This window comes from Planktotalea sp., from assembly GCF_039984035.1.
GTDB lineage: Bacteria > Pseudomonadota > Alphaproteobacteria > Rhodobacterales > Rhodobacteraceae > Planktotalea.
Window position 1 is genome coordinate 1 of sequence record NZ_JBDWVM010000272.1, and the last position, 23096, is coordinate 23096.

The 23096-nt window shown below is 54.6% G+C and carries 18 protein-coding genes and 1 pseudogene; 7 read left to right on the top strand and 12 right to left on the bottom strand.

The window, feature by feature from the left end; translation table 11 throughout:
* The 7 genes from ABJQ89_RS12330 to ABJQ89_RS12360 all read right to left on the bottom strand — a co-directional run.
* A partial coding sequence (locus tag ABJQ89_RS12330) for an ABC-F family ATP-binding cassette domain-containing protein (RefSeq protein ID WP_348496530.1) occupies positions 1-1479 on the bottom strand: 1479 nt, incomplete at its 3' end.
* 60 nt (positions 1480-1539) lie between these two features.
* Positions 1540-2265: a GNAT family N-acyltransferase gene (locus ABJQ89_RS12335; protein WP_348496531.1), complete on the bottom strand. Its 726-nt coding sequence runs from the start codon at positions 2263-2265 to the stop codon at positions 1540-1542.
* Positions 2262-2540 (bottom strand): hypothetical protein, encoded by a 279-nt coding sequence (locus ABJQ89_RS12340; RefSeq protein ID WP_348496532.1) that lies wholly within the window; start codon positions 2538-2540, stop codon positions 2262-2264. Before ABJQ89_RS12340 ends, ABJQ89_RS12335 begins: the two co-directional genes overlap by 4 nt.
* Positions 2540-5329, bottom strand: a complete 2790-nt coding sequence (locus tag ABJQ89_RS12345; RefSeq protein ID WP_348496533.1) for a glutamine-synthetase adenylyltransferase — start codon at positions 5327-5329, stop codon at positions 2540-2542. The genes ABJQ89_RS12340 and ABJQ89_RS12345 overlap by 1 nt, the downstream gene beginning before the upstream one ends.
* Positions 5330-5441: 112 nt before the next feature.
* A complete protein-coding gene (locus tag ABJQ89_RS12350) occupies positions 5442-7787 on the bottom strand; it encodes a TRAP transporter fused permease subunit (RefSeq protein ID WP_348496534.1) in 2346 nt (781 codons plus the stop codon).
* Between the two features lie 77 nt (positions 7788-7864).
* The gene (locus ABJQ89_RS12355) at positions 7865-8911 is read right to left on the bottom strand and encodes a C4-dicarboxylate ABC transporter substrate-binding protein (RefSeq protein WP_348496535.1); all 1047 of its coding nucleotides are present in this window, start codon (positions 8909-8911) and stop codon (positions 7865-7867) included.
* A 24-nt stretch (positions 8912-8935) separates the two neighbouring features.
* Positions 8936-10567, bottom strand: a complete 1632-nt coding sequence (locus ABJQ89_RS12360) for an alkaline phosphatase family protein (protein ID WP_348496536.1) — start codon at positions 10565-10567, stop codon at positions 8936-8938.
* 187 nt (positions 10568-10754) lie between these two features.
* Here ABJQ89_RS12360 and ABJQ89_RS12365 point away from each other — a divergent pair, with 187 nt between their 5' ends.
* Complete coding sequence (locus ABJQ89_RS12365; RefSeq protein WP_348496537.1) at positions 10755-11699, top strand: LysR family transcriptional regulator; 945 nt, start codon at positions 10755-10757, stop codon at positions 11697-11699.
* On the opposite strand, the gene ABJQ89_RS12370 is transcribed toward ABJQ89_RS12365, so the two are convergent.
* Together ABJQ89_RS12370 and ABJQ89_RS12375 are read right to left on the bottom strand one after the other, a co-directional pair.
* Positions 11696-12499, bottom strand: a complete 804-nt coding sequence (locus ABJQ89_RS12370) for a glutathione S-transferase family protein (protein WP_348496538.1) — start codon at positions 12497-12499, stop codon at positions 11696-11698. The two genes, ABJQ89_RS12365 and ABJQ89_RS12370, sit on opposite strands and share 4 nt — an antisense overlap.
* Positions 12500-12704: 205 nt before the next feature.
* On the bottom strand, positions 12705-13628 hold the full coding sequence (locus ABJQ89_RS12375) for a LysR family transcriptional regulator (RefSeq protein WP_348496539.1): 924 nt from the start codon (positions 13626-13628) through the stop codon (positions 12705-12707).
* A gap of 236 nt (positions 13629-13864) precedes the next feature.
* On the opposite strand from ABJQ89_RS12375, the gene ABJQ89_RS12380 reads away from it, so the two are divergent.
* From ABJQ89_RS12380 to ABJQ89_RS12395, 4 genes are read left to right on the top strand one after another with little or no spacing between them, the layout of a single operon-like run.
* A complete protein-coding gene (locus ABJQ89_RS12380) occupies positions 13865-14656 on the top strand; it encodes a hypothetical protein (protein WP_348496540.1) in 792 nt (263 codons plus the stop codon).
* Positions 14657-14662: 6 nt separating this feature from the next.
* Entirely contained in the window at positions 14663-14941 is a 279-nt protein-coding gene (locus ABJQ89_RS12385) for a hypothetical protein (RefSeq protein ID WP_348496541.1), read from the top strand.
* 25 nt (positions 14942-14966) lie between these two features.
* Positions 14967-15551 (top strand): TRAP transporter small permease, encoded by a 585-nt coding sequence (locus tag ABJQ89_RS12390; RefSeq protein ID WP_348496542.1) that lies wholly within the window; start codon positions 14967-14969, stop codon positions 15549-15551.
* A gap of 15 nt (positions 15552-15566) precedes the next feature.
* Positions 15567-16874, top strand: a complete 1308-nt coding sequence (locus ABJQ89_RS12395) for a TRAP transporter large permease subunit (RefSeq protein WP_348496543.1) — start codon at positions 15567-15569, stop codon at positions 16872-16874.
* A 104-nt stretch (positions 16875-16978) separates the two neighbouring features.
* Here ABJQ89_RS12395 and ABJQ89_RS12400 read toward each other — a convergent pair whose 3' ends face one another.
* Positions 16979-19270 (bottom strand): TRAP transporter fused permease subunit, encoded by a 2292-nt coding sequence (locus tag ABJQ89_RS12400; RefSeq protein ID WP_348496544.1) that lies wholly within the window; start codon positions 19268-19270, stop codon positions 16979-16981.
* Between the two features lie 54 nt (positions 19271-19324).
* Positions 19325-20380, bottom strand: a complete 1056-nt coding sequence (locus tag ABJQ89_RS12405) for a TAXI family TRAP transporter solute-binding subunit (protein WP_348496545.1) — start codon at positions 20378-20380, stop codon at positions 19325-19327.
* Positions 20381-20515: 135 nt separating this feature from the next.
* Here ABJQ89_RS12405 and ABJQ89_RS12410 point away from each other — a divergent pair, with 135 nt between their 5' ends.
* A complete protein-coding gene (locus tag ABJQ89_RS12410) occupies positions 20516-21025 on the top strand; it encodes a winged helix DNA-binding protein (protein WP_348496546.1) in 510 nt (169 codons plus the stop codon).
* Positions 21022-22668 carry a sulfatase-like hydrolase/transferase gene (locus tag ABJQ89_RS12415; RefSeq protein WP_348496547.1) on the top strand — a complete coding sequence of 549 codons (1647 nt, stop codon included), beginning with the start codon at positions 21022-21024 and terminating at the stop codon, positions 22666-22668. The genes ABJQ89_RS12410 and ABJQ89_RS12415 overlap by 4 nt, the downstream gene beginning before the upstream one ends.
* A 74-nt stretch (positions 22669-22742) precedes the next feature.
* Here the strand turns inward: ABJQ89_RS12415 and ABJQ89_RS12420 are convergent.
* Positions 22743-23096: pseudogene (locus ABJQ89_RS12420) on the bottom strand (aminotransferase); the annotation flags it as partial.

Consider the following 23096-nt stretch of genomic DNA (forward strand, 5'->3'; position numbering starts at 1 on the left):
CCCGCCAGCATAGACAGTCGCGCGGCCATTGCCCTCCATTGCGACAGTCGTGCTCGCCACGCGATCAAGGAAATCACGGTCGTGCGAAACGAGCAGCACAGTGCCTTGGTATTCGCCCAGCAAATCCTGCAAGAGATCAAGCGTTTCGACGTCCAGATCATTGGTCGGTTCATCAAGCACCAACAGGTTGCTTTCGCGCGCCATGATCTTTGCCAGCAAAAGCCGCGCCTTTTCCCCGCCAGAGAGCGAGCGCACAGGCGCGCGGGCTTGGGCATCGTCAAATAGGAATTCTTTCAGGTAGCCAACAACATGCTTTGGCATGCCGCGCACCATGATTTGATCCGCCTTGCCAGAGACACGCATATCAGGATCACCCGTCAGGCTGTCCCAGAGCGTCATATCAGGATCAAGCTGCGCGCGCGCCTGATCGAAGATCGCTGCCTCTAACTTGCTTCCGAGCTTCACAGTCCCTGTATCGCTCGGCTCCTGATCCATCAGCATCTTGATCAAAGTCGTCTTACCAACGCCATTCGGCCCGACAAAGGCTATCCGGTCACCGCGCTGCACGGTGATCGAGAAATCTTTGACGATATCCTTACCATCAAAGGACTTGGACAGGTTCAGCGCCTCGATCACCTTCTTGCCGGACTGTTGCCCACCATCCAGCGCCATTGCAGCCGTGCCCTGACGGCGAATTTGCGAGGCGCGTTCCGCGCGCAAGTCTTGCAAGGCACGCACGCGGCCCTGATTACGTTTGCGGCGCGCTGAAATGCCCTCAACCGCCCAACGCGCCTCTGACTTGATCTTGCGATCAAGCTTGTGGCGCTGCACGTCTTCTTCTTCCCACGTCGTGTCACGCCATGCCTCAAAGTGCTCAAAGCCCTTTTCCTGACGGCGGACCTGGCCGCGATCCACCCAAAGGGTTGCGCGTGTCAAAGCATTCAGGAAAGCACGGTCGTGCGAAATCAACACAAACGCGGTGCGCGTGGTGCGAAGTTCTTCTTCAAGCCAGCGAATGGCTTCAATATCAAGGTGGTTGGTCGGCTCGTCCAGCAACATCAAACCAGGGGCTTCGGCCATGAGTTTAGCGAGCGCGGCGCGGCGACGTTCCCCGCCAGAGGCAGTTTCAACCGCGCGCGCGGGATCAAATTTCAGCCCTTCGCCAGCGCGTTCAACCTTGTAAGCCTCAGAGGGCTCTAGCGCGCTCAACGCGAAATCGCCGAGCGTAGCAAAGCCTTTCATTTCAGGCTCTTGCTCCATATAGCCCACGCTGACGCCCGGCCCTGCAACGATCGATCCGCGATCAGGCTCGACCAAGCCGGCCATGACCTTCATCAACGTGGATTTGCCCGATCCGTTGCGCCCAACCAATGCCACACGGTCATTGGGTTGAACGACCAGATCGAGGCCATCAAAAACAGGATCTCCCCCAAAGGTGAGAGAAATATCGGAGAGCTGAAGAACGGGTGCGCGTGCCATACCTGCCAGCTACGCAAGGGCGCTGCAAAGGTCAACGCTAGATTGGGATGTGCCCCTCGCTTAACCCGCGACAGCGCGCAAAAGCCGCTTGCGCGCGCTCGGGATCGCGCGAATTTCGACACCTGTGAAGACATGTAGCGTGTTCATTCTGTCATCGACCACGGCATGATCACTGACCCATCCGCCCATCATCAGATAGGTCCGCAGCAAAGGGGGCGTTTTACGCAGGGCTGCTTTGATATCTGGCGTGCGGCTCAACTCTTTGGCAAAGCGAAACACTTTGGGCGCTTTGATGCGCGGTAGCCAATGGCGCGGCCCGAGATGGCGTTCTTTCAACATCGCGAAACTGTCGAGATAGGGGTCCGTATCGGTGCCTGCATAGGACGAGCAGCCGAACAACAGCCCTACATTGTGGGCATCCACATAGGCGGTCATTGCGCCCCATGCGCAGCGCAGGAGATCGGGATCATTGGCGTGATCAGGATGCGTGCAAAAGCGCCCCATCTCAACCATGACGCCCTCATAGGCCTCAAGTGCGGAGAGCTCATAGAATTGGGCAGAATAACTTTGCGCCACTGTTTTTCCATCCAGTTGCAGCATCCGAAAGCAACTGAGCACCTCACCGCTGTTGGTGTCTTCAACCAAAACATGTGTGCACAGCGGATCAATCGCATCAGCGTCAGAGCAGCCAAAAGCAATGGCGCGCAACTCTTGCGCTTTGGCGATATCCGCGTCTGCCCTGCTTTGGCGCACGCGAAACCGGCCCTTTTGCAAGAGCACTGTCATGATGGCATTGGTGGTCGCTCGCGGCTACGCCAACCGCCGCGACGGCGCGGCTTAGCATCAGCCTTGAGCGCTTCAGCAAGCACTCCGTCCATAGGATGCGCGCCTGTTGCGTGCCGCTCGATCAAGATTGTCAGCGCCTCTTTGGTGTCGCCCTCGAGGTTCAGCGCCCAATCCAAAAAGATGGTTCTGCATTCCGATGCTGTGATCCCATCAATATTGTAAGCCTCAGCCACCAAGCCCTTGGGATCAAATGCATCACCTTTCAATGCGCGCATTACGGCACCTCTTCATCATTGGGCAGTGCTGCGTCCAAGGCAGCGGCTGCATCTCGTTGAATGTCGGCAATACCTTCTCGCATCGCTTCCAGCGTGTCAAAGCCCGTCTCGCGCAGCAGGAATGATAGCCCGCCTTGTCCGATCACCTCTGGCATATCCGCGTCATCAATTGTGGTTTCGCTTAGGAGCTTGGTCGCCAATTGCATGGCCCAGAACAGCCTGTAACTCTTGATCAATGCTTGGCCTTCAGCGGCGTTGAGCCACTCTAATACGACGCAGGCCTCCAGACCTTTAAGGATATCGCGATCTTGTGACCCGCTGCCCAGCAAACCTGCTTGCGCCAAAAGCTCAATGTCCTGAAGCCGGCCTTTTCCGAGCTTGCCATCCCAAATCTGGGCAGCCTTTGCCGCTTGGATGCGCGCGCGCATCTTCGCGACCTCGCTCAGGACCATCGCGGTATCGCGCGGGCGGGCGACGATGTCACAGCGCAGCGCATCCACGTCCTTTGCTAAATCGTCTGTTCCAGCCACCACGCGCGCGCGGGTCAGGGCAAGATGCTCCCACAGCCAAGCTTGGTTTTTTTGGTAATCCTGAAAGCTCTGCCAAGAGGTCGCAACAGGCCCCTGCGTACCTGAAGGGCGAAGGCGCATGTCCACCTCATAGAGCCGCCCCTCTGCCATTGGGGCGGTCATCGCGGTGACCATGGCTTGGGTCAGGCGGGCATAGTATTGGCGCACAGGCAATGCGCGTTTGCCGCTCGACATTTCAACGCCATCGGCATCATAGATCATGATCAAATCAAGATCAGAGGTCGCATTCAACCGCCCTGCCCCGAGTGAGCCCATCCCGACGATCACCGCGCCGCGCCCGGGCATATCGCCGTATTTCGCCGCGAATTGCGCTACCACATGGGGCCACAACGCGCGCAGCGTCGCCTCAGCTAGATGCGCATAACGATTGCTGGCTTCATCGGCATCAACAAGGCCGCGCAGATGATGCACCCCGATGCTAAAGTGCCATTCTTTGGCCCAGCGACGCGTCGCATCAAGCTGGCGTTCATAATCGTCTTCCCGCGCGAGTAATGCGCCCAGCTCTGTCGTGAGCCCGGAAACGCCCGGCCATTGCGCAAAGAAGCTGCCCGCAATCACCGCGTCGAACACTTTGGCATTGCGCGATAAATACCGTGCAAGCGCGGGTGCGGTGCCAACAATATCGATCAAAAGATCGATCAGTTGCGGGTTGGCCTCAAACAAGGAAAACAGCTGAACGCCGGCGGGAAGCCCCGCGAGAAAGCCGTCAAAGGCAAGCAGCGCCTCGTCCGGTTTTGCCGCCTTGGAAAGACGGAGTAGGAAATCAGGCTTCAAACGTTCGAAAATTTCCACCGCGCGATCCGAGCGTAGCGCAGGATAGGTTTGCCAACGGGTCACAATCGGATCTTCGAACGTGTGCTCTGGCGGCGCTTCAAAGGTTTCGGGCGCAAAGAACCCTTCGGTCAACGCATGCACCGCTTCCAGGCGGTCCTTCAAGTCGGCCCGCAATTCCGCATCCTCGCGCCCCATGAAGGCGGCCAGACGGGCAAACCCTTCATCAGAATTTGGCAGGCTATGGGTTTGTTGATCCGCAATCATTTGCAATCGATGCTCAACTTCGCGGTGCGCTCTGTAGTGATCGGTCAATTGCTCGGCTGTTTCGCGCGGCACCCAATCTTTCGCGCTGAGCACGGCAAGGCCTTCAACCGTTCCGATCACTCGCAGATCTGGATCGCGCCCACCGGCAATAATTTGACGTGTTTGGGTGTAAAACTCGATCTCGCGAATGCCGCCGCGTCCGAGTTTCATATTGTGATCATGCAGTTTGAACGGACCGCCTAGCCCCTTGTGCTCGCGATATTGCAACCGCATGGCATGGGCATCTTGAATTGCCGCAAAATCGAGGTGCTTGCGCCAAACAAAGGGACTTAGACTTTGCAAGAACCGCGCACCTGCGTCTTTGTCCCCTGCGCAGGGACGCGCCTTGATATAGGCCGCGCGCTCCCATGTGCGCCCAAGGCTTTCATAGTACCGCTCAGCCGCTTCCATCGCCATGCAAACGGGCGTCACACTCGGATCAGGTCGCAAGCGCAGATCTGTGCGAAATACATAGCCCTCGCTTGTAATGTCATTCAGCATGGCTGCCATCTTGCGCGTCGCCCGAACAAAGGAAGCGCGCGCATCGAAAAAATCGTCCCGATCAAATCGGGTTTCGTCGAACAGACAAATCAAGTCGATATCAGAGGAATAATTCAGCTCATGCGCGCCCATTTTCCCCATCGCAAGAACGCACATTCCGCCTGCGTCTTCGATGTTTTCTTCGCTCATGCCCGGCAATTTGCCTCGGGCGATCTCCGCCCCGATGGTTGCCTTTAGCGCTAGACTTACTGCGACATCGGCAAAGTCTGTCAGAACGCCCGTTACCTGTTCCAAGTTCCAAACACCGCCCAAATCGGCCAAACCTGTGATCAACGCGATCCGTCGCTTGGCCTCTCTCAAGGCCACGGGGAGCGTTTTAAGATCATGCTGCGCTAGATTGTCAAAGACTGCGTTCACAGCGGTTTCAGGCGCATCTAAAGCACCCTCTAGCCAATCTGCCTCGCGTTCAATCAAACCCTTTAAATACGGGCTACATCCTGCGGTCCCGACCAGCAATTCGCACACGGCAGGCGTTATGCCCACAACACGCTGCGCAGTTTCTGCGCCGAGCGTTGGATCAAATGGGAAAGGCGTGCGGGTTAAACGGGCTTCAAAAGTCATAGGCTAAGTGTTCATTTGCGCAGCGCAGCGTCAATGCCCAAGCGCACAAGAGCCTCGTTAGTCAGCACTTTCTATGTGCTAACACTCAAAACAGATAGGCGCTGCACGCAGCTTAATCTGCGCGCGGGTCTCTTTTCAGCTGCCAAGCAATTAAAGCCAGCGCGCCAAAAACGCCTAACGTCTGGAACGCTGCGCTGAACGAGATGATCATGGCCGCGCAGAGCAATCGCAAAATGATCTCCCACGCCGCCAATTTACGAAAGTCGAACCCGGCCAAGGCGCTTGCCAATAAATACAGCGCAAACGTAATGCGGCACATCACAAGGGCCAATGCGGGCCAGTGTGTCGTGCCATCATATCCAGACAGGTAAACCTGTTCTCCTTTGCCGCTTTGCACAGGGTCTATGACTGCCGCTTCGATCAATAGGATTTCAGGATAGAGCGCAAAGATGAAGGGGATCACAAACATCACGACACCAGATTTCACTGCGGAGAAACCTGTGGCCATCGGGTTTGCACCCGTGATGGATGCGGCGGCAAAGGCCGCAAGGGCGATTGGCGGCGTGATGGCGCTGGCGACCGCAAAGTAAAAGATGAACATATGCGCTGTGAAATTCGCGATACCAAGGCCGGCCAGTACAGGCCCCATGAGCAAGGCGACATTGATATAGGCGGGAACTGCGGGCATCCCCATGCCCAGTAAGATTGCGATGAACATCGTGACACCGAGCGCGATCAATTGGAAACCAACAGAGCCCTCTTCGCCCAAGTTTAAAGTCTTCAACCACCCTAGAACATCCAGCGAGATAAAGTTCGGCAGGCCCGTGAATTGAAGGCAAAAATCAATCACGGAAACGGCTAAGAACATCAGGTAAAGCGTCGATACCAAAACGCCCGCATCCGAGAGCGCCTCAACAATCTTAACCGGTTTGCTGCGCACCTTGGGATCAAGAAACAATAACGCGATCAGGAACATAACCGCCCACCAACCCGCGCTTCCTGCATCGCCAGCCGCGTTTTGGACCGCGCGTTGAAACCACGACAGGCTTTGCACCGAGCAATGTCCGTCGACAAAGCTCCGCTCCGCGCCAAAGACGCCGCCCAGCAGGCCACACCCTACCATTTCCTTTGTGGTGAGCAGCAGAATAAGAATCAACAGAATAGGCCCGAAGATCATGGCCAAATTCAAAATGTCCTGTCGTGACATATGCATGTCTTCGGTCAGTTTGCCGATGGCATGGATCTTCTGTTTACGGGTTTGAAAGATGACCGACAGGAACAGACAGAAAAAATAGGCAGCTGCGGGAATGGCGGCCGCGATGATGACTTGCGAATAGGGAACGACGGTGAGCGAGGCCAAGACAAAAGCCGCAACGCCCATGACGGGTGGCATGATCGAACCTCCCGATGATGCCGCTGCTTCGACCCCGCCTGCGAACACTTTGGAATAGCCACGTTTCACCATCATCGGAATGGTCAAAACGCCGGTGGAGAGAACATTGACGATAGGTCCCCCCGAAATCGTCCCGAACATGGCTGAGGACACAATCGCCGCATGTGCCGGACCACCGCGCAGTTTACGGGTCCAGCGGAATGCCAGTTTAATCAGCGATTGCCCCCCTGCGGAGGCACCAAAGAGAGAACCCAACACAAGATAGGGAAAGATCGTGTTCAGCATGATATTCATGAACCGCCCCAAGAGGCCGGAGGCATTGTTAACCAAGATATCATGCACGCGCGGCCGCCCATCCGAGAGCAAACGTGGCTCCCCTGCGAGTTTGGTCATGAGGTATTTGTTGATGTCTTCTGGCCCATGGAAATACCACACAAGCACAGTCGCAATGGTGTAGAGCGCAACAGCAAGAGCAACCAGCACCAGCGCCAATCCCCAAACGCGCACGTTGTAAGCAAGAAAGATCAACACTGTGAGGCCGACGATTAGAACCAACCAGCCCCCTGTGTTCGCCACGCAGCTCGGGTCTTCAACCGTGCTCGGCGCGGGCAGCCCCATCGTTTCTGCAATTTCGGTTTCAATTCTTAACGCTTCAGCGGTCAAACGCGCGCGCTCACCTGTGAATTGGTCAATCAGGCAGATAGATTCAATTTCGACGATATAGGTGATTGAGACCGTGCACGCCGCCGCGACCATCGCGAGGTCTAATAGCAATCCAAGCCTGCGTTTGCCTGCCGGACTGTCGTGCATTGCCTGCCATGCGGAGTGTTTCAGCACCACGCAGAGCATCATCAACGCGAAAGCGAGCGGATAGAACCACTCGGTCGGGAACCTTCGGATTTTGAGCCAATCAAGGCCAGTTGCAGCGCGCAACCCCTCGTCTAGGCCTGGAACCCCCGGAATTGCGTTCATTAGGCCAGCGGAGACAACAACGAGTGAAAGCCAGAACAACGCCCCTCTTGGCGCAGGCGTTGGAGGGGTGTCAGGTCTTGGTGACTGGTTCATTCTGAAGCTCGCTGACAAAGGTGCTAAAAAGCGACTTTGAGAGCGGCATAGTCTGCCGCTCTCATGTAATTATCCGTTTACGGCAAGGCGCATTCAGGCAAAGTATACCCTGCCTCTTGCCACGCACGCACGGCGCCGGGGTGATATTTGATCGGGTTTGGACCACACATGCCGGTGATTGCAGGATCCGTTTCACCCAACCAGCCTTTGGCCATGCTTGGTGTGCGCTGCTTGATCATATCCAACCCATCGAGGAATGTTTTCGTGAGCTGGTAGGCCAGTTCTTCATCCATTGATGTGTTCACAACATCGCCGCCAATATCCGCGTATCCACGAAAGTTTCCATCTTCAGACACAACACGGATGTTTGGCCCGAACAAATCCTCTTCGATTGGCTGAACCACGGCAGCGCTGCCCGGAGCGCGGCCAAATTTGGTGCCCGCTTCCCCTTCAAAGACATCTTTTGGGAACGAATAAACGACCATCCCGCCTGATGATGCCGCTTGTGAGTGGCGCGCATCTGGGAAGTTCATGGGCAGAATATGCGCGTTCGCAGAGCCTTCCGTGATGGTGGATACGGATTGTCCCCAGTTTACCTGAAGCCCTGTGTACCCTTTGCCGTCCTCCAAACCTGCCGCGAGACGTGCCATAGCACGCGCTTTGTTCAACGCAGCGCCGCGCGGCGGTCCGTTGTAAATCGTCGCGCCTTCAACCGCGTCCCAGCCAGAAAAATTGGCGCTTTCATAGGCCGAAAGGCCAAAGACAGAGAAGCGATAAGTATAAAGAACCGAGAGCTGCCCAGCCAATTCTGCGCCCGTCTCTGGACCGATGCTTGCGTAAGGTCCTGCACCGCGAGACAGCAAGAAGGGCAGCACAAATGGCGCTGCCGCGATGTCGGTTTTACCCTCCGCAACGTTCTGCACAGAGTTGGTTAGCGTCTGGCCTGCCGCGATTTGAATGTTTGCAAGACCTGTTTCGGCGGCCAGTTCAGCGACGCCAAATAGGGTTTGCGCTGCGATCTCGGTTGGCGGGGTCGTCTCGCCCGTTAAGTTTGCTTGCGCATGCGCGCCCGTCGCCATGCCGAGCGTTACGAGAACCCCCGCAATCGAAGTGAATTTAGACATGATGTTCCTCCCAAAACTATCTGTTTACCCAATGGTGTGGGCAGGAAGCGTCCTGCCCTCTTTCTCAAGCTCTTCTTTATTGCGGAATCCGATCAGGATGCCGGGTGGTTCTTTGTTGGCGGCCATTGTGTTCACCGCCTCGGCCGTACGTGTAATTCGGTTGTGATGGCGACGGGTCCACTCAAAATGTAGCCCTTGAAGACGTTCGATTTCGCCTGCGTAGTCCGGGTTGCCGCCAAGATCGCACAGCTCCTCTGGGTCGGTCTCTAGATCAAAAAGCATGGGGCGCATCTTTTCGACGTAGGTATATTTCCAACGCCCATCAAAAATCATCGTGAGCCGTGCATCTGATTGATCCACCCCAACATCCTGTCGCGCATCGCGCGTTGAGTAGTCATATTCGGACACAGCAAAACTGCGCCACTCCGTCAGTTCACCATGTAGCAGCGGAGTAAGCGATCTGCCTTCGAGGATATGTGGTTTCGCCTCTCCGCCCATGAAGTCAAGGAAGGTTGGCGCAAGATCGATTGCTTCAATCAACGCGTCCGAACTGGTGCCGCGGGTCGCATCAGCCTCTTGGCCGGGATCATAGACCAGCAATGGAATGCGCGCGGAGCAATCGTAGAACAGGTCTTTCTCACCAAGCCAGTGATCGCCCATGTTGTCCCCATGATCGGAGCAGAAGACAATCATCGTATCGTCCATGCGACCGCTTTCGCGCAGATAAGCAAACAAGCGGCCCATCTGATCATCCAGTTCCTTGATCAACCCCATATAGCAAGGCGCGACCAGATTGCGGACATCATCGCGCGACATGGTCTGGCACACGCGCATATCCATCCATGCGCGCATCAAGGGATGTTCGGTGTTTCGCTCCGCATCGGTGCGGCTCACAGCGGGAATGTCTTGCGCAGAATACATGTCATTGTAGGGCGCTGGGGCCAAAAACGGCCAATGTGGTTTGATATAGCTCAGATGACATAGCCAAGGCTGATCGCCCTGCTCTTCTATGTATTCAATGCCGCGCGTCGTCAGCCATGCGGTTTCTGAATGTTCTTTTGGAACGCGCGCCGCCAATCGCGCATTGTCCAACAGCCAGCCAGAGCGTTTTTCGCCATCAGGACCAATGGCCGTGTTGGCCCATTCTTCCCACGGGTTGTCTCCATCCATGCCATGATCGCGCAGATATTGGTCATAATCTTCGCCCTGGCGCCCGGGGTAGTCGGAATTGTTAGTGCCATCGTCGCGCACTCTGACGTCAAAGCCGCATTCTGCCACCAAAGCCCCAATCGTGCTTTCTGGCGTGATCCCAAGGCGCTTCATGCCCTCGCGATCAGGGGTCATATGTGTCTTGCCAACAAGCGAACACTTCGCGCCGATTTCGCGCAGATGATCGCCCAATGTCGGCTCCCCCACCCGCAATGGAAACCCATTCCAAGTAGATCCATGCGAGCGCACATAGCGCCCTGTATAAAAGCTCATCCGGCTGGGACCGCAGATCGGTGATTGCACATAGGCCTTGTTGAAGCGCACGCCTTTTGAGGCCAACCAATCCAAATTCGGGGTATGGATGTGGGTCGCGCCATAACAGCTGAGGTAATCCCATCGAAGCTGATCGGCCATAATGAACAGAACGTTCTTTTGTTTCTTACCCATGTAAGATCACCAAACGAGACTGCTGCGCCCCAAACTTGGGTTCCAGAACCAGCCAAGGTTCGTCGTTCGCTTTCAACATCGTGTTCAACCCAGACCCTTTGTGTGTTCGATACTTGGTCGGATCAGTGTTGACGGAACTAACATGCCAGTCCAATAGTATCTGGATACGTTAACTTGCGATTTTGATATGAACATTGATCCAAGACATCTGGAGCAGCTTGCTGCAATCGTCGAGTGTGGCACCTTTAACGAGGCCGCCAAACGGTTGGGAACGTCGCAATCTGCATTAAGTCGAATGGTTGCTAACTTTGAAGCACGGCTTGGCACACCGCTCTTTGAGCGAAGCAGCCGACCCTTATTACCGACCGAAGTCGGTAAAAAACTCGCCAATCATGGACGCACGATTACTTCCACACGCCGACGCGCGTTTGAGGAAGCGCAAATCGTTCTCGACGGCATGAGCGGAGAGCTCAAAATCGGCGCACCGCCGTTTTTGTGTGAACGATTGGTCGGAGATGCCATCGCCGGGTTCTTGCAACAACGCTCGGACATCGAAATCAAACTGGTGTCGGAATATTTCCCACAACTTGAGCGCAAGGTCGTTCTAAACCAGCTCGACGTTGTCATCTGTCCCTTGCGTTTATTGACCGTTTCAAGGGAAGACCTGGCCATCGAACCCCTGTTCAAGGATCAACATATCGTCGTCGGGCGCGCGGATCACAAACTGATCAAGGCGGGCAAAGTGACTGCACAAGACTTGGAGAACGCAACTTGGATCAGTCATTCTGAAAACAGCATGTTGCAAGCGGACATGGCCAGCGCCCTGTCCTCCTTCGGGGTCCGCAATCTGAAATACGCCTTTCAAAGCGAGTCTGCGGGATCCATCTTAGAAATGCTCCGCAACACAGACTTTCTGACAGTCCTACCCAGCTACGCGCTCCGCCGAAGTGAGGATACCGATAGTTTGGCCCAACTGCCTGTCCAATTCACATCATCGGCAATGTCAGTTGGCATGGTTACGCCAACCAACCGCCTCGAAAGCCCGCTGCTGACTGCTTTTGCGACCCACATGCGCGATTATGTTGCCGAAGAGCTGCCAGCCCTTCATCAACTTGCGACGACCGCTGTTTAGAACCCCACATGCGCAATACTCGTTTTGTTATTCTGGCGCAGTTTTGTGTATTGGGCGAATTCAACCAAAGCTGTTTCCTTTTCCCAATCCGCAAGAGCAGTTTGGTAACTTGGACGCTTTGAGACCCTCTCAAACCAAGCCATCAAGCGCGGCGTGCGATGCCACGGCCAAGACATCAGATCAAATCGGTGAAAGTTGGGAAGCCACGCAATATCAGCAACCGTAAACGTATCGCCCGAAAAATACTGCCTGTCATCCCGCAGCAGAGTGTCAAGATACTCAAATCCCGCAGCAGTGCGTGCAACAGCCTCTTTGATCCGTTCCTCGGAAAACCCTTCGGCAAAATCACGATAAAACTGTTTGAGCCACTCGTTTTGGTGCGCCTCTTGAAAGCTCTTGGCGCTATCTTCGGGCTGTTTTGGCGCGGAACGAAACAGAAACTCAAACGTCAATAATTTGAGATCAAGCTGTGCCTCATCGGCGCGTTCCAAGACCTGACGATCAACATTTTGCATCAAAGACGGATGATCCCGTGCAAGGTGTTGGATGATATCTACGGATTCAATAAAAAGCGCGCCGTCTTCGATAAGAGCCGGAACCAAACCTTTCGGATGGATCTTTTGGTAGTCGGCACTAGCGTGCTCCCCTCGCATTAGATCGACAAGATGGCTTTCATAGGCTCGGTTGGTTTCCGCAAGCGTCAAGCGCACGCGTTGAGAGCAACTCGAAAATGGAGCGTGCCACAGATGCACACCTTGCAAGGTCTTGAGTTCGGCCAATTGCGGTTCAATTTGTGGCATTAGGCTTTGGTCCTGTTACGCGCAATTTAGCGGCTGTTTTTTGCTTAATATACATGTTCCCTCCAAAATTCCGACCAAGATGAATCCGCTCAGCGATCCTGCATCTATTGGACAGATTTCTAGAATGAGACGTTAAATAGCAGAAATGTTAATTAGTGATCCCAATTATACACTTTTGGTATCAATAAAGCCGAGAAGATAGGCATCATTGATTTTCCGGCATCGCCGTACGGTCGATAAGCGCTTGAATGCTGTTTGCAAACGACATGGTTAACTCTGTGAAGGCCTCTAACGCCCGAGGCATCGGGCCGTTTTTACATTGGATTTCAAGGGGTATTTTGTCCTCGCAATCTTCGATCATCAGCCCTCTGCATTCCACAAGTTTCAGACCAAGGATGCAACTTGGCGCGATTGATACGCCTAGCCCTGCGGAAACTTCCGTTAACACAGTTTGCATTGTACCGGGCTCGCTGGACACGTTTGGTTCAAACCCCGCGTTTTGGCAGGCTTTGATTACCAGATGGAACAACATCGGAGCCCCTCGCCGCGTGAAAAGAACGAAACGTTCATCTGCCAGTTCTGATAGCCGAATGGATTTGCGCAACGTTGACGAAAGAGGATGATCCAAAGGCACAAAAGCTATCAATCTATCCTGATAGACCGCTTTACTGTCGAAGCTGGCCCGATCCATTCTGGGAACGGGCCGCGAGAAACCGATATCGATCGTCCCCTTTTGAAACGCCTCTAATTGTTCCTGCGCCGTCAGCTCATGCAAACTGATCAAAACATCCGGATAAGTCTCTGAGAACTTCTGCACCAGCTTGGGCAAAAAGAGGTAACACGCAGGTCCCAAATACCCGATCCGCAAACGCCCAACCTGACCTGACGACGCCAGTTTGACCAACGTGCGGGCGCGCTCTTCATGTGCAACAATTTCCAAAGCTTCTTGCAAAAGCACCTCGCCCGCCGAGGTGATATTCACCTCGCGGGTGTTGCGCCAAAACAGGCAAGTGTTCAGTTCCGTCTCGAGGTCCGAAATATGTCGACTGATCGCCGGTTGTACCGTGTTCAGCTCACGCGCAGCGGCCGAAAAACTCTTCAAACGGGCCACAGCTATAAATGATTTCAATAACTTAATTTCCATGCCCATTGATACGTATTTTGCATCGCACTTATCAACAAAAAGAATTTTTCCTTTAGAAACCTATCCCTTAACGTGAATTTGCGGGGTAATTTTAAAACAAAAATCAAGTCTGAAACGACATTTTCTTTCATCACGGCGCAACCGAAGATTCGGTCAGGGCTGCGGTGAACGATGGAGATTACTCTATCAATTTGACTTAATCGTCACCGTGGGAGGTAAGAATGATTAAACTTAACAAGCTGGCCAGCGTAGGTGCGGCCGTGGCTCTATCCGTAGCTTTTGGCGCAGGTGCATCATCTGCGAAAGAGACCATAAACGTGACGGTTTTGTCGGGATATCCGGAGCGCACAGCTTGGGTTCGCGTGTTCAAAGAATTTTGGATGCCAGAAGTGAACAAGCGGCTGGCTGAAGACGGAAATTATGAGCTGAAATACCTTGAAGCCTTCGGAACTGTCGTCAAACCTCGCGGAGAATTTGAAGGTACGCAGAAAGGCATCGGCCAAATCGGCTTGGTTGTTTCAGCCTTCCACGCCGATCGTGTGCCCCTGTCCAGCGTGTCCTATGTCACGCCGTTTGTGAGCGTCGATCTGGCGTTGAACCCGAAGATTAATGATGACGTCACATTCTCGATCCCGGCAATGACCGAGGCGTGGAATGAGCATGGTCTGGAATTTCTTGGCCATATGGCAACGATCAAAACCTATGCGATGCTTTCAAAAGAACCCATTGAAACCCTCGAAAACTTTGACGGCCTCAAAGTGTCGGGCGCTGGTCTGAACCTACGTTGGTTGGAAGGTTTAGGAACAACTGGCGTGCCGAGCGCGCTCACCAAATTCTATCACGACGTGGATAGCGGCGTCACCGATGCAATGATCGCATGGGCCGATGCGGTTGGCGCCTTCAAACTCTGCGAAGCCGCGCCCTATTTTCTCTCTGCCGACATGGGCGCCGTCACCGCGCTCGCTGTGGTCGCGAACGAGAAATGGTTCAACAATCTGCCGAGCGAAGTGTAGGATGTCATGCGCGAAATCACCCCCCTTTATCGGGATGAGCTGGCCCGCCAATCCACGCTAGGCGATCAAAACGGGCGCACCGCGTGCATTGAGCAAGGCGGTACCATCACCGAACTTCCGGCTGAACAGCGACAGATTTGGGCAGAAACGATGCCGAACATCGCCAAAGAATGGGCACAGGCAGCGGACGCAAACGGATTGCCCGGAACTGAAGTTCTGACAACCTATATGACCAAAATGCGAGAGGCCAACCAACCCATCGCGCGTCATTGGGACCAAGAGTAAACTCTAGATCCTTGAGGGTTGCGTCATGAATAGCGAAAACAAGCGTCTAGGATGGTTGCCATCCATCCTTACCACCCTGTCCAAAGCCTTGGACAAGTTGGTCATCTCCCTGAACGCGATGGGCACACTTCTGATCATTTTAATGATGATTTTGATTTGCGCTGATGTCGTTGGGCGCAACCTTCTAAATTCGTCCCTGCCGGGCGTTGTCGAATTAACCGAGCTTGGCATTGTGTCGGTGGTTTTTCTACAAATCTCCGACGCGCTCAGAGAGGGTCGCATGATGCGCTCTGATGGCCTTCTGAAGATGTTGGTGCGCAGGCTTCCGCGAACGGGCTATTTGGTCAATGCCATTTTCGACGCTACCGGAGCCGGATTGTTCTTTTTCATATCCAAAGGTGGGTTCGGGCGTTTTGCAGAAGCATGGGACGGCGATTTCTACATCGGAAACCAAGGGGCCTTCACCGCTCCGATCTGGCCTATGGAGCTGGCGGTTGCCGTTGGCGCGGCAGTGATGACCGTTTTGTTTTGCACAACTGCCCTTCGGCATTTGAGCCATGTGGTTTGGGGCAAAAGCCCCCAAGACCTCCCTCACCTTTCAAGCAAATAAAGGCGCGTGTTTATCATGACCGGATTGGACGTCGGAGTTATCTCCATCATTGTCATTTTGTTCTTCGTTTTCGCGGGAATGCTTATTCCCGTGGTCCTCGCGCTTGTGTCTTTGTTTGGCGTTTGGATCATTACGAGCAACTTTCAAATCTCTGTCTTTTTGCTCACGCAGAAGTCGGTCGAAACCATCGCCAGTCAGGAATTCGCAGTCATCCCGCTGTTTGTGTTGATGGGGTTGCTCATTTCGGTCTCGGACATCGCCCGAGAGACGTTTCGCGTCGCGCATTTCGTTTTTCGCAAAATCAGCGGTGGCCTTGGCGTGGCAACGGTTGCGGCCAATGCCATCTTTGCTTCGATCACTGGCGTGAGCATCGCCTCTGCGGCCGTGTTCACCAAGGTGGCCGTGCCTGAGATGCTGAGGTTCGGGTATCACCCCCGCTTGGCCGTGGGGATCGTCGCCGGAAGCTCTGTTCTCGGCATGTTGATCCCCCCGAGCATCTTGTTGATTGTCTTTGCCTTTATCGCAGAGGTTTCAGTTGGCAGCTTGTTCTTGGCCGCGATTGTGCCCGGGTTGATGCTTGCCCTCTTTTACGCTGTCGCGATTTTGACCGTCGGGCATTTGCGCCCCGAATGGGTTGGTGCATCGCACGGCAGTATTGCAGGAGCTGATCCAGTTCACATCAGCATGGCGGAAGCTGCGAAACTTTTAGCGCCCATTGTGGGCCTCGTCGCTTTGGTGATTGGCGGCATTTATACTGGGCTGTTCACCCCTACCGAGTCTGGCGCAGTGGGCGCAGCTGGGGCCTTGCTACTGACCATTCTGAAACGTCGCCTGTCGTGGAAGACCTTTTGGCGCGTCTGCGTCGAAACAGGTCACATCACGGCTTCAATCAGTTTTATGATCATCGCCGCAAGCATGTATTCTTCTATGCTCGGATTATCAGGCGCACCTTCTGAGTTGAAAGATTGGGTTGTACAATCCGAGTTCAGTTTGCTCTGGTTGATCATCGCCTATGTGGCAATCGTGGTGGTGATGGGCACATTGCTCGACTCCATTTCCATCCTGCTGATCGTCGTGCCGATTTTCATCCCGCTCTTGGAACACTTCGGGGTGGATTTGGTCTGGTTCGGCATACTGTCCATTATTGTTGTTGAAATCGGCCTTTTGACGCCCCCCTTGGGCATCGCGGTCTTCGTCGTAAAAAGCTGCCTGCCGGATGAGAACATCAGCCTAAAAGACATCTTTCTGGGTGCTATGCCGTTTGGTTTGATCATGTTGGTGGTCACAGCGATCATCATTCTGTTTCCGCACATTTTGCTATGATGATGAAGGCCGTTTCATGCAGACCCCAAGCCGCGTTAGAGCGCGACTAGGGTGATTTTGGCGGGGCAAAGAGCAGTCCGCCAAAATCAACAATTCTTTCGTCTTTAGCTCAGTTGCCTCTGTCGCGCCATGACCGTGTGCAGCCCAATTAGAACAATCGCGAGCACGATACCGACCCACATCAACATCGCGGTTTTCCACAAGAGTAGCACAGCTGCGAGCAACCTCAGCGCTACTTCCCAACGGCGCAGCGGTGCGCGGTCGAAATAGGCCAAAGCAGAAGCCATCAAATAAAGCGCGAGCACGAGACGCAATCCCAAAAGGCTTAAGCCGCCCCAATCGACGCTTCCGGAGTACCCTTCGATCAACGCGCTACGGCCCGTTTTATCCGTGATCGTTACCGCTTCTTCGATCAAAAGAAGTTCGGGATACCACGCAAAGACAAAGGGGATCGTGAACATGACGATGCCAACGCGAACGGCGGCAAAAGCGGTGCGCATCGGTTCGGTTCTTGTGATCGAGGCCGCCGCAAACGCGGCAATCGCAACTGGCGGCGTGATCGCCGAGGCCACGGCGAAGTAAAAGACAAACATATGCGCTGTGAAGAAGCTAACACCGAGGTTCGCCAGCAGCGGCCCCAAAAGCAGCGCAACGTTCACATAGGCAGGCACCGTTGGCATGCCCATGCCGAGCAAGATCGCGCAGAACATGGCGCAGGTCAGCGCAAGCATCAGATAAACACCGCCAACGATCGGAATTTCAAACCCGAAGAGACGCAAAGTATTGGCTGTCTCCAGCCAAGACGTGACAGCGCGGGTCAGCTCCCCCGTAAGGCCGCTTTCATTCAAGAATGCCGAAATGATCGACACGGCGAAGAGCAGCAGGAACAAGCGCGAAATCAGGATGCCGCCATCTGCCAATGACACGACGACTTTCGAGGGTTTAGCCCGTGTTCCTGGGTCCAAGAACAGCAGCGGCAAAAGAACGACCACAGCCCACCAGCCTGCGGACGTCGCATCACCAGTCGAATTGACGATGGTCTGGGTCAAAAAGCTAGGCAGAATGAACGAAAGCCAACCCGCACTGACGGCGTCCTTATTGCCAAGCAGCAAGAACAGGATGGTCAGGATGGGCACAAAGATGATGACGAGGTTCAGCCAGTCTTGGCGAAACATCACCAGATCATCTGGAATGTCGCGCATGGCTTCGACCTTTTCGCGGCGGGCTTGGAACATGACCGCAAGGAAAATCGAGAAGAAGAAGAACATGGCAGGCAGGAATGCCGCTGTGATGACCTTTGTGTAAGGCACGGCAGTCAATGCGACTAAGACGAAGGCCGCGACGCCCATGACGGGCGGCATGATTTGGCCACCTGATGAGGCGGCGGCCTCAACCCCGCCCGCAAACTGAGGTGAAAATCCATTGCGCTTCATCATTGGGATCGTCAGGCGACCCGTTGAAAGCACGTTGGTCACCGGACCGCCCGTAATCGTGCCGAACATCGCGGACGAGACAATAGCCGCATGGGCCGGTCCACCGCGCAGGTTTCGCGTCAAACGGACCGCCAGTTTGATAAGTGAGGTGCCACCCGCTGATGAGCCAAAGAGCGCGCCAAGAACGACATAGGGGAAGACTTGGTTCACGACGATATCCATGAACCGTCCCATGAACCCGTCAGGTGTAATGAAAACGTTGGTCGCCTTCTGGATTGCCGCGGCCTGCACGTCACCGCCGTCAGCGCCCAGTTTGGTAAGAAGGAAGCTGTTGTCGCTGAGATCATAGACCCAGATCAGCGCGGTGCCGACCGTATAGATCACAACGACGCTGGCCACGGCGACCAGTGGAACGCCCCAAACCCTAACGTTGTATAGGAAAAACAAGGTAATGATTGTGAAGAGTAACGGGATGATCCATATCCCGAACCGTCCCTGACAGGCGGGAACTTCGGCGTCAAAGGAGATGCCGGGAATAACACCTGCAGAGCGCTCGGCAGCCTCTGCAATCAGACGCGCACGTTCGCCTGTGATTTGGTCAATCAAGCAGACTGAATCGATCTCAACCAAGAAGCCAAAGGATGCAAGGAATGCGGCTAAAATCAAACCAGCGTCTAAGAGCAGTCCAAGCCATGCCAAGCCGGGACGAGAGACCTTCCACGCCAGATAAACGCTGGAATCCAGCGCGACGATGACCATCATCAAAAGGAATACTGGTGGATAGAAGAACTCAGGTGGAAACCCCGAAACCCGAAGGAAGGGCTGGCCTGTTATGGCGCGGGCAAAGTCTTGAAGACCGGGAATTTCCGGCATCGTGTTGAGCATACCAACGACGACAAGGAGAAAGCCCAAAGCAATCGCCCAAGTCCGGCTAGCCCCGCGGGTCGCGACTGCATCTGACATGAAAAAGTCCTTAAAGCGCGGCAGGTAAAGCCCTGCCGCGCATATCAATTATGGTTATGGGCGCACGCAATCGGCAACGGTGTGGCCCGCTTCTTCATACGCGCGGATCGCACCAGCGTGCATCTTGACCTGTACTGCCCCGCAAACACCTTGGCTCGTACCTTCAATGTCACCAAAGCTTAGGCCGAGATAAGGACCTCGTGGTGAGCCAGTCAAAAAGCGATCTTCCGCTGCAAGATAGGCTTTGGTGATATTGTAGGCGAGATCGTCGTCCATTGTCGCTGGAACGATCTGACCAAAGGCCGTCGCAAAGCTATCAAACGTATCATCATCCGTCACAATAGTGATGTCATTGCCTGCATAAGCTGCACGGACCTCTTCCACTGGGACCGAGTAAGGTGCATGTCCGGGCGCTGACAGGATTTGCTGGCCAAGTTCGCTCGCCAGAATATCAGAAGGGACGTCATGAATCGTGATGCCACCCGCCGCCGCAATCGCGATTTCGCGACCAGATGGCAGACCTTCGGGGATCGTCCAAGCGTCTACACTGCCGCCTGTGATCGCAGATACCGTATCCGGCCACGGGTTTTGAACGCCTTCATATCCCTCGCCGTCTTTTACGCCAGACAGCAGTTGGATCATGGCACGACCAGACGTCAACGCTGCTCCACGTGGTGGACCATTCCAAATCCGCTTACCGGCAAGGTCACGGATATCTTCGATAGGGTTACTATTGTAGTAGCCGAACATCTGCGCAGAACCCGCGTTGAAGAACAGGATGCGGATGTTGCTTGCCAACTCGGCGCCTTTTTCAGGGCCGATGCCGCTGTACGGACCAATGCCGCGTGACAATAGGAACGGCAAGATCAGCGGCGCAGGCGCCATGTCCAACTGGCCTTCGGCAACAGCTTGAACAGAGTTTGTGAGCGTCGCGCCTTCGGTGATTTGCATCGTTGCCACCCCTGCACTGTCCAAAACAGCAGCCAAGGTTGAATCGATGTAATGCGGGGTTGAGCCCGGTGTTGTTGTCTCAGCGGTCAGCGTCGTTTGTGCGAACGCAACTGCCGGAGCGAGTGCGAAAACACCGCCAAGTAGCATTGATTTAATCATATCATCCTCCCAGATTATGCCCTTCTCCAAGGGCGAATGCCTTCGCTAGGAAGGCTTGTTATGAGGTTTGCAGAAATTATATGACTTGTCACGCATTTATTTTTGGGGTCTTATCCAAGGCGAAGTGGAGCGCATATGACTGGCGATCAAGAACGCGATGTTAAACGGATAAAGGCCCGTATTGAGCAAGCAAATACGAATTTGTTTGCACGGCTAGCTGCTATCTATGCAGCATCGCGCAAGCAGGCTCAGGATTTGCTACAAATCGGCGGCGGTCTTTCTGTCGTCGAATGGCGAACGCTTTGGGACTTGTACGAGGTCGGGCCGATGACCATCAGAGATCTTTCATTGACGCAACGCACCGATCATTCGCAACTGAGCCGCGCTCTGCCCCAGATGCGTAAGAAGGGGCTGGTATCGATGCGACAGGCCGCCAAGGATGGACGGCAAACGATTGTGACGCTGACGGATGAAGGCCGCGAGGCGTATCGCTTAGCGGCTCCTGTCATGGGCCAACGTCGCGCAGCATTAGGCGAAACCTTCACGCCAACAGAAATTGAAGATTTGATAGGGTATCTCGATCGCTTTGAGGCTTTCGTGCGCCGCCCTGCCGAAGACATTGTGTCGAAAGAAGAAATAGAATGACAAAACGCCCGAATGTCCTTTGGATCATGGCAGATCAACTGCGCTTTGATTATCTAAGCTGCTATGGTCACCCACATCTTCACACGCCAAATATCGACGCTCTCGCCGCGCGCGGTGTGAAGTTCAACAACGCCTATGTGCAATCACCCGTCTGCGGCCCCTCGCGCATGTCCGCCTATACTGGGCGCTATGTGCGCAGTCATGGATCAACCTGGAACGGCACGCCTTTGCGCGTCGGAGAGCCGACCTTGGGCGATCACCTACGCGAAGTCGGTGCGCGCGCTGTGCTTGTTGGCAAGACCCATATGACGGCCGATGCAGAAGGTATGGCATGGCTCGGCATTGATCCAAGCAGCGAAATCGGTGTGCGGGTGTCTGAATGTGGCTTTGAGCCATTTGAGCGTGATGATGGTCTGCATCCAGATAGCCCGCGACAACGATGGTCCGCCTATGATGACTACCTCGTCGCGCATGGGTTCACGTCCGAAAATCCGTGGGAAGACTTCGCCAATTCAGGATTAGACGCGAATGGCGATCTGCTTTCGGCGTGGTTACTCAAGAACTCGCGCCTGCCCGCAAATGTACCGGAAGAACATTCAGAAACGGCCTATATGACGGATCGAGCTATGGCGTTCATGACCGAGGCGGCCAAAGAAGACAGCCCTTGGGTCTGCCATCTGTCCTACATCAAACCGCATTGGCCCTATATCGTGCCTGCGCCCTATCACGACATGTATGATGAGACACATATTGTTCCACCGATCAGGTCCGCTGAGGAACGTCAGACCTCTCATCCCTTGATGAATGCCTATCAAAACGCGCGGGTCTGCCAGAGTTTCGCCCGCGATCAGGTTCGCGAGCATGTAATCCCCGCCTATATGGGATTGATCAAGCAACTCGACGATAATCTGGGTCGGTTGTTTGCGTGGATGGATGCGGAAGGTCATAGCGAAAACACGATCATCGCCTTCACGTCGGATCACGGCGATTACATGGGTGATCACTGGCTGGGCGACAAAGACTTCTATCATGAAATGGCAGTCAAAGTGCCTTTGATCATTGCAGACCCACGCCCAGAGGCCAACAAAACGCGCGGTCAATCCTCTGATGCGCTGGTCGAAATGATCGATCTCGCCCCGACATTCATGAACGCGCTCGGCGCCCCCGCGAAACCGCATGTGATCGAAGGGCGTGACTTGACGCCTATCCTGCACGACACAGACGGGTTCAGTCGAAACTATGTGATCAGCGAACACGACTACCATTGGTCCGACATGGCCCGCACGCTCGAGCAGCCGCAAGAAAACGCGCACACGAAAATGATCTTCGATGGGCGCTGGAAATATATTCGCTGTGAGGGGTTCGACCCTGTCATGTTTGATCTGCTAACGGACCCCGATGAACTGAATGATATCGGCACATCAATGACGCAGGAACACATGGATGTCCGTGCCCGCATGGAAGCGGCGCTGCTCACTTGGGCCGCGCGACATCATACGCGCATTACCGCAACGCCGCGTGTACTAGCCGGTCAATCTAAGGCGGCGGAATCCGGCATCCTCATCGGGTTTTGGGACGAAAACGAATATCTTGAGGCCGTGGGCAAGCCCTTTGACTCGCTTACGCCCGTTGGTCGCGGATAGATTTTGCTAGTTGCGAGACCTCGCAATCTACGTCGCTTGCGCGAAGGGGAAATAACGGTTGAGCGAGCGCTGACTCAGCCGCGCCGCGCTAAGAAGGCAGAGACCAACTTTAGTCCCTCTTTCAAAATCGCGGGATTGTTCGCATAGCCGATCCGCACGTAGCCTTCCATGTTGAGCGCCGAGCCGGGCGTGAACATAACGCCCGTCTCTTTTAACAAAGCGACACAGAAGTCCCGTGACGTCATGGGCAGATCAAATTTCAGCAAAGCGGTCGTGCCAGACTTTGGCTTGATCCATGTCATTCTGGGTTCCTGCGCGATCCATGCGTCCAAGATCGCGAGATTGCCGCGTGTTATTGCTTGGCTACGCCCCAATACCTTGTCGCTGTTTTCAATTGCAATCGTCGCGAAATGGTCATTGATCATGCC